12 protein-coding genes are annotated in these 10084 nt (G+C 60.8%); 5 read left to right on the top strand and 7 right to left on the bottom strand.

Annotated elements, in window-relative coordinates; genetic code table 11:
* The first annotated feature begins 72 nt into the window (after window positions 1-72).
* The gene (locus ABIB36_RS12745) at window positions 73-1137 is read left to right on the top strand and encodes an alpha/beta hydrolase (RefSeq protein ID WP_502944873.1); all 1065 of its coding nucleotides are present in this window, start codon (window positions 73-75) and stop codon (window positions 1135-1137) included.
* A 93-nt stretch (window positions 1138-1230) separates the two neighbouring features.
* Here ABIB36_RS12745 and ABIB36_RS12740 read toward each other — a convergent pair whose 3' ends face one another.
* From ABIB36_RS12740 to ABIB36_RS12710, 7 genes are all read right to left on the bottom strand, one after another.
* Window positions 1231-2199, bottom strand: a complete 969-nt coding sequence (locus ABIB36_RS12740) for an esterase/lipase family protein (RefSeq protein WP_084348494.1) — start codon at window positions 2197-2199, stop codon at window positions 1231-1233.
* A 152-nt stretch (window positions 2200-2351) separates the two neighbouring features.
* Window positions 2352-3209 (bottom strand): ABC transporter permease, encoded by an 858-nt coding sequence (locus tag ABIB36_RS12735; protein ID WP_084348493.1) that lies wholly within the window; start codon window positions 3207-3209, stop codon window positions 2352-2354.
* On the bottom strand, window positions 3206-3991 hold the full coding sequence (locus ABIB36_RS12730; RefSeq protein ID WP_256895902.1) for an ABC transporter permease: 786 nt from the start codon (window positions 3989-3991) through the stop codon (window positions 3206-3208). Before ABIB36_RS12730 ends, ABIB36_RS12735 begins: the two co-directional genes overlap by 4 nt.
* A 56-nt stretch (window positions 3992-4047) precedes the next feature.
* The gene (locus tag ABIB36_RS12725) at window positions 4048-5091 is read right to left on the bottom strand and encodes an ATP-binding cassette domain-containing protein (protein ID WP_084348491.1); all 1044 of its coding nucleotides are present in this window, start codon (window positions 5089-5091) and stop codon (window positions 4048-4050) included.
* 134 nt (window positions 5092-5225) lie between these two features.
* A complete protein-coding gene (locus ABIB36_RS12720; RefSeq protein WP_084348490.1) occupies window positions 5226-6179 on the bottom strand; it encodes a diiron oxygenase in 954 nt (317 codons plus the stop codon).
* A complete protein-coding gene (locus ABIB36_RS12715; RefSeq protein WP_354559311.1) occupies window positions 6176-7072 on the bottom strand; it encodes a prephenate dehydrogenase dimerization domain-containing protein in 897 nt (298 codons plus the stop codon). Before ABIB36_RS12715 ends, ABIB36_RS12720 begins: the two co-directional genes overlap by 4 nt.
* A 36-nt stretch (window positions 7073-7108) precedes the next feature.
* Complete coding sequence (locus ABIB36_RS12710) at window positions 7109-7612, bottom strand: hotdog fold domain-containing protein (protein WP_354559312.1); 504 nt, start codon at window positions 7610-7612, stop codon at window positions 7109-7111.
* A gap of 496 nt (window positions 7613-8108) precedes the next feature.
* Between ABIB36_RS12710 and rpsJ the strand changes: the two genes are divergently transcribed.
* The 4 genes from rpsJ to rplW are packed head-to-tail and all read left to right on the top strand — an operon-like array spanning window position 8109 to window position 10070.
* Complete coding sequence (rpsJ, locus tag ABIB36_RS12705) at window positions 8109-8414, top strand: 30S ribosomal protein S10 (RefSeq protein ID WP_003938093.1); 306 nt, start codon at window positions 8109-8111, stop codon at window positions 8412-8414.
* Window positions 8415-8428: 14 nt separating this feature from the next.
* Window positions 8429-9094 (top strand): 50S ribosomal protein L3, encoded by a 666-nt coding sequence (gene rplC / locus ABIB36_RS12700; protein ID WP_084348511.1) that lies wholly within the window; start codon window positions 8429-8431, stop codon window positions 9092-9094.
* On the top strand, window positions 9091-9768 hold the full coding sequence (gene rplD / locus ABIB36_RS12695; RefSeq protein WP_084348487.1) for a 50S ribosomal protein L4: 678 nt from the start codon (window positions 9091-9093) through the stop codon (window positions 9766-9768). The genes rplC and rplD overlap by 4 nt, the downstream gene beginning before the upstream one ends.
* Entirely contained in the window at window positions 9765-10070 is a 306-nt protein-coding gene (gene rplW / locus ABIB36_RS12690; protein ID WP_027496310.1) for a 50S ribosomal protein L23, read from the top strand. Before rplD ends, rplW begins: the two co-directional genes overlap by 4 nt.
* Window positions 10071-10084: the final 14 nt, after the last annotated feature.

Here is a 10084-nt window from a genome sequence, read left to right as displayed (position 1 = left end):
GCGCGTCAGCAGGTTGCACGACCGACAGCATTCCCACACAAGGGTATGTCCAACAAGTTAGGTAATCGATTTATGCGGAGAGTCAATTCACGTCCCTCGGCGAGGGGTGCCAAGTTAGCAGTGGCAGCCGCGGCAATGGCTCTGCTGCCGCTTGCCGCAAGTGGTTTCACGGCTTCGGCCGATCCAGTCACCGACAACGGAGACCTCTTCGCCTACCCGAGCGCACCCAACGGCTCGAAGATAACCCACACCAAGGTCATGGACGATCAGCATTTGATTGTCTATGTCTATTCCGCTGCGATGGACAAGGAAGTGCCGCTCGACGTATGGCGACCGGCCGACACAAGCGTTCCTCGCCCCACTCTCTACCTCCTCAATGGAGCGGGCGGCGGTGAAGACAGCGCAACCTGGCGCTACCGCACGGATGCGATCGACTTCTTCGCAGACAAGAACGTCAACGTGGTCTCGCCAGTCGGTGGCAAATGGAGCTACTACACCGACTGGAAGCAGGCCGACCCAGTTCTCGGCGTCAACAAGTGGACTACGTTCCTCACCGAAGAACTACCCCCGCTGATCGATGCAGGTCTCGGCACGAACGGCGTGAATTCGATTGCCGGTGTGTCTTCGTCGGGCACCTCGGTTATGCAGTTGGCGATCAATGCGCCGGGGCTCTACAAGGGTGTAGCCGCATACAGTGGTTGCGCTCAGACCAGCGATCCGATCGGCCAGCAGTTCGTCAAGCTCACCACCGAAACGTGGGGTGGAGGCGACACACTGAACATGTGGGGGCCGCCCACCGATCCGATGTGGGCCGACAACGATCCTTATGTACACGCTGAAGGCCTTCGCGGCCTCGAACTTTACATCTCCAATGGCAACGGATTGCCCGGGCAATACGACAACTTGAACGGTCCCGAGATCAACGGGAAGCCGGGCACCCTGGCGAACCAGGTCATCGTCGGTGGAGTCATCGAAGCTGCCACGAACTACTGCACCCACAACATGGCCAACCGGTTGGGCGAACTCGGCATCCCAGCCACGTTCAACTTCCGTGATTCCGGGAGCCACTCGTGGGGCTACTGGCAGGACGATCTGAAGAACTCGTGGCCCGTACTCGCACGATCGCTCGGGGTCTGACAGCAGAGACCCACAGAATAAGGAAGGCCCCATCCGAGAAATCTACGGATGGGGCCTTTTCATGTCGGCGGGAAATGTATCGCTACTGTCCAGTCAGGAACATGGGGCGGCGTTCTTGGTCGAGAAGGTCGGATCGAGCGCGGATTGGACGATATAGGTGACGCGATCATCGAAAGTCAAGCCCTGATGCGGAACTGTGTTGGACTCACAGCCGTCCTGAACCCACATATTCCGGACCTCGGCTGAACCTCTCGGATCGAGGAAAGTTCTTTCCGGAGGTGTGACGACTTTGTCGAACTTGGTGCCCACTACCGTGTACCGCACTCCCGGTTCGACTTCGCCGCCTGCATTGAGTCGTTGCAGGGTGGGTGAGCCGATCAATTGCTGACGACCGGCAGTGCCGAGTCCGGTCAGGCCGAAAAGTACTTCCGAGATGATCGTCTGATCCAGTCCAGCAGCGGCGAGGATCAGGTACATCTGCTCGATACCGCCGAAGTTGGTGCCATGATTGGTGCCACCCAGCGTCACCAGGTTCTCAACCTTGCTGTTGGAAGAATTGACATCGTCGACGCCACCGTTGAACTTCAGATACTGGCGGGCAACTGTTCCGCCCTGCGAATGACCGACGATGTCTACCTTCGGCGCGCCCGTTCGAGCAAGTACCGCGTCGATGAACGTAGCCAAACGCGCTGCCGACGCCGGTATATCTCCGAGGCCCCAGATCACTTGGTTCGGGTCGAGTAGCGTCTGCACGGCGCCGTAGTCGAGTGCGTACACGCAGTAGCCTTCGCCGGCTAATGCAGGCGCCATGGTTTGCCACGTCGTGGCCATATCCACACCGGTGCCATGTACGAGTACCACCGGACGGGGGTGTGCTTCGGATGGGACGCACGACCAGTCGTTCGCACCTGCCGGGGCCGGTCCCATGTCGGAGAACTCGAGTGGCAGCGGGGAAACCGACTCCTCTGCGGCGGCCAACGGAGTCGCAACTGCTGTACTGCCCAGTGAGATCAACGCCGCGGACGCGAGAGCTATGGCGACCCTGCCTCTGTGTTTCGGCACGTACAACGACCCTTCGTTCGGTTCGACTACTCGGAAGTGGCGGCTCAAAGCAAAAACCAGAGGCGAGGTTCGTCTCCGGTTGATCTCTCACGATAACAGCGCCGGGTGCAGGTAAAACAACCTGAAAGCGTAGATAAGTGAACTTTTACCTGCTATCCAGTCTCGGCCGCACGCTTGTAGCCTCGGATTGCGGGGTACAGGAATACCGCCACCATGCCGACCGCCCACGCGAGCGTCTGCAGCACCGGGACCAACACTGGCCCGCCGAGGGATAGGCCGCGCATCGCGTCGACCGCGCACGACATGGGCTGAGCTGCTACGACGGGCTGGAGCCACGGTGGGTACGCAGCGACTGGAACGAACCCGGAATTGAAGAACATCAGCAGCGTGCAGCCAATAGAGACGACCTCCACGAGAGGAGTTTGACCAGCGACGGTGGCGAGGAATGTCACCATGACCGCGAAGCCGATCCCGAACGCAATGGGTAGCAGTAAGAGCGCGATGGCAGACGGAATTCCCTGATTGAAGCGGAAACCGAGGACCATGCCCACCGCGACGATGACGATCGTCGTCGCGAACACTCGAATGGCTTCGGCCATCATGCGTCCGACCAGACCGGATGCTCGGTGGGTGGGCGTAGTCGCGAACCGACTGAGCAAACCGCTCGTCTTCTCGCCCTTCAAGCCGACGGCACTGACGATCGATCCGAACATCGCACCGACCAGCGCGATCATAGGAACTGTCCCGTACACGCTCGGTGAGCCCGTCGCGGCGGAGATCGAGTTGCCGAGCACGATCCGGAACATGAGGAGCGTCAAGGCAGGGTAGAGCAGTGCCTGAATCATCGTCGACGGATCGCGAGTCCATCGGATGAGAAGCCGCTTGCACTGAATCAGACTGTGCGCCCATAGTGCGCGGGCAGAATTCTCGGCATAGTCGAGGGTCGGCTCCGGGAACGTCAATCGGCTTACCGGAGGGGTGCTACCGGGCGCGATGGATGAGGCAGTCATGAGCGCCTCGAACTAGCCCACATGGCCAGGGGAATGAATACCGCTAGCAATCCAAAAATCCAAATGAGCGATGGAAACAGTACGTGGAAACTGACGCCGCCCTCGGCCATGTCGCGCATCGAGAACGAAAATTGGGAGATCGGCTGATTCCGCACCCAGGGTCGGATCCATTCGGGAAACCCCGATTCGGGAACGAAGCCGCACGAAGCCATCCCGAGGATCAACTGGGGAAGCGTGAGCATTTGGCTGGTCGATTCCGGACTCTTCGACAGAGTGCCGATCGCGTCTGCGCCGATCGAGAGCATCGTGCTGATCGCCAACGCGAACGTGCAGAACAGGACGGCCTGTCCCAACCCCGCGCTGAACCGGAAGCCGATGACGTAACCGAATGAGAGGGCAGCCGTCAGCGACACCACTGATCGGACGACTCCGGACGAGATCCGTGACACCAGCGGGACTGCGCCTACTACTGGCATGGTCTGCAATCGCATATTGAGCCCACTCAACGATTCGGACGAAGCACGTTGCGACGCTGAGATCGCTGTGAACGCCATCGCCTGGAGCACGATGATCGGCATCAAGAACTGGGCGTAATCGATACCCTGAAGTTGCATGACGAACTTGAGTGGCAGGTAGAAGCCGACGGTGAAGATGAGCGGTGCAATGACCGCCACCACGAGCTCGCCGTGACGCACCATTGTCCATACCGACCGAGCCGTCAGGACCTGCCATTGAACGAAGCCGGACGGGCGGCCCTGTCGTCGGACCGAGGTAGTGGACATCGAAGAACCGCTGACAAGGTCCGAACCGGATACACGCGTGCGTGCGCTCGTCGCCGTCATCGGTACTCGACTTCGGACCCGGTCCGTGTAGTTGGGGGCGTAGGCGGCCCGACCTCGGTCGAAACCGGAACCTCTTCATCACTCGAATGTGAGTGGCCGGTCAGAGTGAGGAAGACATCATCGAGCGAGGGACGGCGAAGTGCGATGTCGGCGAGGGCAATTCCAGCGGTGTCGATGCGTCGCAAGATTTCGGACAAAGTTGCAGCACCGTCCGGGGCAGGGACCGAGAGTTGCACCGCTTCCGGACCGAGGTCGACGCGATTAGCGGGAGGAAGGAGTTCGCCGAGCACGTGGGCGACATGCTGCAACTGCGACGGGTCGAGGGGGACCACTTCGCAGTAACTGCCACCGGTTCGAGCTTTCAACTCGTCCGAGGTTCCCTCAGCGATGACGGTGCCCTTGTCGATGACGATGATGTTGTCGCTCAATACATCGGCTTCCTCGAGATATTGAGTGGTGAGCAGGACTGTGATTCCCTGTGCTTTCAGCGCTTCCACGAGCGACCAGACGCCCTGGCGGCTCCGGGGATCGAGTCCGGTAGTCGGCTCGTCCAGAAACACCACCTGGGGACGGACAACGAGACCGCACGCGATGTCGATTCGCCGACGCATGCCACCGGAATAGCCCCGGACGGGTCGCTTGCCGGTGTCGGCCAGATCGAACTCTTCCAGAAGTGCGAGTGCCCGCGTCTTCGACGCCTTCTTGTCCAAACCCATCAGACGGCCGAACAATTCGATGTTCTCTCGGCCTGACAAGGTGTCGTCGAGCGCCGCATACTGGCCGGTCATCATGATCGACCGACGCACCGATGCGGCATCGGTGACGACGTCGTGTCCAGCGACCAGAGCTCTTCCCGTGTCCGGGCTGAGCAGTGTCGAGAGGACCTTGACAACGGTGGTCTTACCGGCGCCGTTCGGGCCGAGGATTCCGAGAACCGTCCCTTTGGGCGCCGAGAAACTGATCCCGCGGAGAGCATGAACGTCACCGAACGATTTGTGGACGTCCTCCACAAGTACAGCTACGTCCTCGGATAAGGGCATCGATACTCCGTGCGGTCGGTTCTGGAGCGGGCAGAAGGGCAGTGGAGCAAATTGTGAGGGGCATCCTTCACGTCACTCATCGGGTGCACCCCGTCGAAACGTTACCTGCCGGTTGCTCCAACGCAATTTTGTGTCTAAGCCCAATCGATACCGATTTCGTCTTCTACGTCGAGTTTCCTGCACAATGATCGAATTCCGCCGTAGTCCTGAACCAATTGCTTGCGACTGCCGTCCGTCTCGACTTCGCGCAGCATAAGATCCCCGCCGACGATGCCTTCTTGGTGGAGAATCGCAGACCAAGTCGAGAAATCGGTGCTGGAAAATGCGTCCATTCCGTCGGCAAGACCGTCGAGAAACATCCGACGATCTCCCGAATTCAAGGATTCGAACACAATCGCGGCCATCTCGTCGGCGATCGACGCATGGCAGTACTCGTCTCGATTGTGTAGAGCGACAGTGGCACGATTCACCGGTTGGATGAGTGCGTTGTCTTCGATCAGATTCAGGTAGGACGTAATCGATATCTCCGCCACCGTCATGAATGCCAGTGAATTGAGCGCAGCCTCGTTGGAATCGACGGCTCTCGCCTGAGTGGCGTGCCTTCTGCGGACTGTGCCGCTGAGTGGCAGGGTCCGCTCCGGCAGGGCCCAGCCCCTCTTGCGACGCGTCAGCGCGCTCGCATTCAGGTGCATAAGGGTGTGGTACTGCTCGTCGACCATGGCCTGCGTGACGGCAACAGCCAGGACGTCGCCCATACCGATGTCGAACGCATCCTGAGCGAGTAGGGCAAAGCCTGGGTGTACTACATGCTGTTCCACGTCCATGACGTTCTTGTTGAAGGCGATCCAGCCCCACGCTCGCAACTTTGCCCGGGTCGTGTCCGAAAGAGTGCGGTAGACGTCGTGATCGGCGAACGGGATCAAGGCTTCGGGGTAGTCATGCTTTGAGGTGTCGAAAAGATCGTCCAGGTCGGGCTCGCTCTTCTTGACAGTGGCACGTTTGCTCCAGTTGCCTGCCAATCGTGACACGACGGCACTCTCGACGACGTCGTCCGCGTCGAAGTCCGGTAGTGACGGCTTCTCGATCATGATCGATCCCCCTCGCGTGCGGTACCACGAACGATACCGAAAAGGCGGGCACACAGGGCCCGGTACGCAGCGTGGTTCGGGACGGCGGCGCCGGCCTTTCCCATGAAGGAGGTGAAGTCGGTCTCGGATTCGGAGGTCACGATCTCGTTCAATTCTTGGAGTGATTCGGCGAGCGCAGCTCTCGCGCGCTCGGCGTAGGGGTTGCCGGCCTGGACATCCCAGTACACCGCGGGCTCACCGCTGGCGACGCGATCGACGAGAGCCAACAGCGTGGATGCAGGCGGTGGAGCGAGAGAATCGATCGATCTCGGGTCCACTTCGAGCTTCGCCAGGGCCGAACCGAAGGCCAGCACAGTGGCGTGGGTCAGCGCTTGCGTCGCCGCGGCCAGTCGATCGTGCTGGTCCGCATCGACCTGCACGACTCGACCGCCCCAGCCGGAGATTCGGCCGAGGAAGTTCTCGGCAGCGCCTCCGCCGCGGTGAACCACAGCGGCCACTGGGCGGCCGTCCATCCCGAGAGACGGAGCGAACATGGGGTTGATGCCCAGAATCGCACCGGGAGGGTCGGCATCGGCGACCTTCCGGGCGAATCCGGACTTGACCGACAGAGTCTCCACCAGCAGTGAGCGCGCGTCGAGGAAGCCCAGTTCGGTCTCGAAAGCCACCGATTCGGGCACCGCGAGTACGACCAGCGGGGTGGCTCGCAGCACCGCGCGCACTTCGGCGTCGGTGTCGACGATGTCGCCGAAGAGGTGCTCGATGCCGGGCCTCGAAACGGTCGGGACGACCGGGTCGAGAGCGAGCACCGTGTCGCCATCAGCGGCCAGTAGGGAGGCGATCAATCGACCCACCTCACCGCTGCCGCCGATGACCACCGCGTCGAACCTCTTCATAGGAGCAGTATCGCCTCTTCCAGCGCCCGGCATCGCTCAACGGTTGCGGGAGATCCAGACCGTGATGTCGGCGTGCACCACTTCGAGGCCGTGGGCATCGGTGATGGAGACGGGTACGACGAGATCGAAACCGTCGTCGACGGAATCCTCGACCGCGTCGAAGTCGGGAAGTTCGGCCAACTCTGCGACAGCAGTCAACGACGTGGTGGCTTTTGCCAGATAGCGGACGTTCATCGCTTTGGGTATCCAGCGATGGGTTGTCGGTACGGTCGCCTCGGCGAGCATTCCCATGGCAGCTTCGGCGAGATTGCATGCGGCGATGGCGTGGAAGGTCCCGAGGTGGTTTCGGATTCCCCACCATTTCGGAGCCGTCACGGTGCATTTGCCCGGTGCCATCGAGCGCACGCGGGGGAGAACCGAGCCGAAATATGGCACGCGTACACACATCGCGAGCGAGAACACAGCCGATCCCACGGTATTCCGAGGGAGCCTTGACCAGGCGCGATAGGTGAGTCCGGTGGTGGGTAGCGTCGCATCCATGGACCTACCTTACTGCTGGGTAAGTTCGACTGGGAAGTTGATCGTGAGTGTGCACGAGGCCTGATTTGTGCTCGCGCCATGTCTGCGGCATACTGGTCGGGTTGCCTGGACACGGGACGCGGTCTTTCGCGGCCGCACCTGGGTGAGTAGTTCCAAGCAGTTGGATCAAGCATTACGAAGAACCAGCACTCCGAGTGAGTGCGTCCGGTTCTGCAGCTTCGAAAGCGAAAACCTTCGGGTTGGAGCAATGAAGCAACGGTCGAAGTGTGAGTAGAAATGCGACACGCCCGACCGCGTGGACCGGAGAACCATGACAGATGAACAGCGGCAACGGATCGGGTAACGCCTGATCGCCAACGTTCGGTTCGTCGTGTGAGCACGAAGGCAGTTCGAGTTCGACGGCTCCCGAGTCGGCCGGACTCGGGGACTGTGCATACGAGGTGGAGCAGGCCGAACGGCCGGTTCTACGACAAGCGGCAAGAAAAGGACACTAAGCGTGGCGGGACAAAAGATCCGCATCAGGCTCAAGGCCTACGACCATGAGGCGATCGATGCGTCAGCACGCAAGATCGTCGAGACGGTCACCCGTACGGGTGCCCGCGTCGTCGGACCGGTGCCGTTGCCGACCGAAAAGAACGTGTACTGCGTCATCCGTTCGCCCCACAAGTACAAGGATTCGCGCGAACACTTCGAGATGCGCACTCACAAGCGGCTCATTGACATCCTCGACCCGACGCCGAAGACGGTCGACGCGCTCATGCGCATCGATTTGCCTGCCAGTGTCGATGTCAACATCCAGTGAGCGCGGAGACAACGATGACTGATAACAAGAATCGGCCTGCAACAGGAATTCTGGGCACCAAGCTTGGAATGACCCAGGTCTTCGACGAGAACAATCGCGTCGTTCCAGTGACCGTGATCAAGGCAGGCCCCAACGTGGTCACCCAGATCCGCACCATGGAACGCGACGGTTACAGCGCCGTCCAGGTCGCATTCGGTGCGATCGACCCGCGCAAGGTCAACAAGCCGATCACCGGCCAGTTCGAAAAGGCAGGCGTTACGCCTCGTCGTCACGTCGTGGAGTTCCGCGTCGCCGACGCCTCCAAGTTCGCGGTAGGCCAGGAGCTCACCGCTGCAGTGTTCGAGGACGGCGCATACGTCGACGTCACCGGCACCAGCAAGGGCAAGGGCTTCGCCGGAACCATGAAGCGTCACGGCTTCAAGGGTCAGGGAGCAAGCCACGGTACACAGGCTGTGCACCGTCGCCCAGGATCTATCGGTGGCTGCGCCACTCCGGGTCGCGTATTCAAGGGAATGCGTATGTCCGGACGTATGGGCGGCGATCGCGTAACCACGCAGAACCTCTCGGTCCACAAGGTGGACAGCGAGAACGGGCTTCTGCTGATCAAGGGAGCAATCCCGGGCCGTCGCGGCAACGTCGTGATCGTCAAGTCTGCATTGAAGGGTGGTGCACGGGCATGACCAGCCTCGACAAGAAGACCGAAACCAACCTGACGCTGAACGTCAAGGAGCTCGGCGGCAAGACCAACGGAACCGTTGATCTGCCTGCCGCGATCTTCGACGCGCCTGCCAACATCGCGCTCCTGCATCAGGTCGTCGTTGCGCAGCTCGCAGCAGCTCGTCAGGGAACCCACTCCACGAAAACTCGTGGCGAGGTTCGCGGTGGCGGCAAGAAGCCATACCGTCAGAAGGGAACCGGTCGCGCCCGTCAGGGCTCGACGCGTGCACCTCAGTTCGTCGGCGGTGGCACGGTCCACGGACCGAAGCCGCGTGACTACAGCCAGCGCACACCCAAGAAGATGAAGGCTGCCGCTCTGCGCGGTGCCCTTTCCGATCGGGCTCGCAGCGAGCGCATTCACGTCATCACCGAACTGGTTGCCGGGCAGGTTCCTTCCACAAAGGGTGCCATGACGTTCCTCGCCGAGCTGTCGGACCGTAAAAAGGTCCTGCTCGTCGTCGGCCGCGAAGACACTGCAGCGTGGAAGAGCGTCCAGAACCTGGACGGAGTGCATCCCATCGCACCCGACCAGCTCAACACGTACGACGTGCTCGAAGCTGATGACGTCATCTTCAGCGTGGAAGCGCTGAATACGTTCATCGCAGGTCCTGCGAAGAACGAGGAGGATAGCAAGTGACCACCATCGCCGATCCCCGCGACATCTTGCTGGCGCCGGTCATCTCCGAGAAGTCCTATGGGCTGATCGAAGAAGGAACGTACACCTTCCTGGTGCACCCGGACTCGAACAAGACGCAGATCAAGATCGCCGTCGAGAAGATTTTCGACGTCACCGTGACCAGCGTCAATACGATGAACCGTCAGGGCAAGCGAAAGCGGACCCGATTCGGTTACGGCAAGCGCAAGGATACCAAGCGCGCGCTCGTAACGCTCTCCGCCGACAGCAAGCCCATCGAGATCTTCGGAGGTCCGGTCGCGTAAGCGACTGGGACTCT

Source organism: Rhodococcus sp. UYP9, assembly GCF_040547235.1.
GTDB lineage: Bacteria > Actinomycetota > Actinomycetes > Mycobacteriales > Mycobacteriaceae > Rhodococcoides.
Note: the sequence above shows the minus strand (reverse complement) of the source record. Positions and strands in the feature narration are given on the sequence as shown.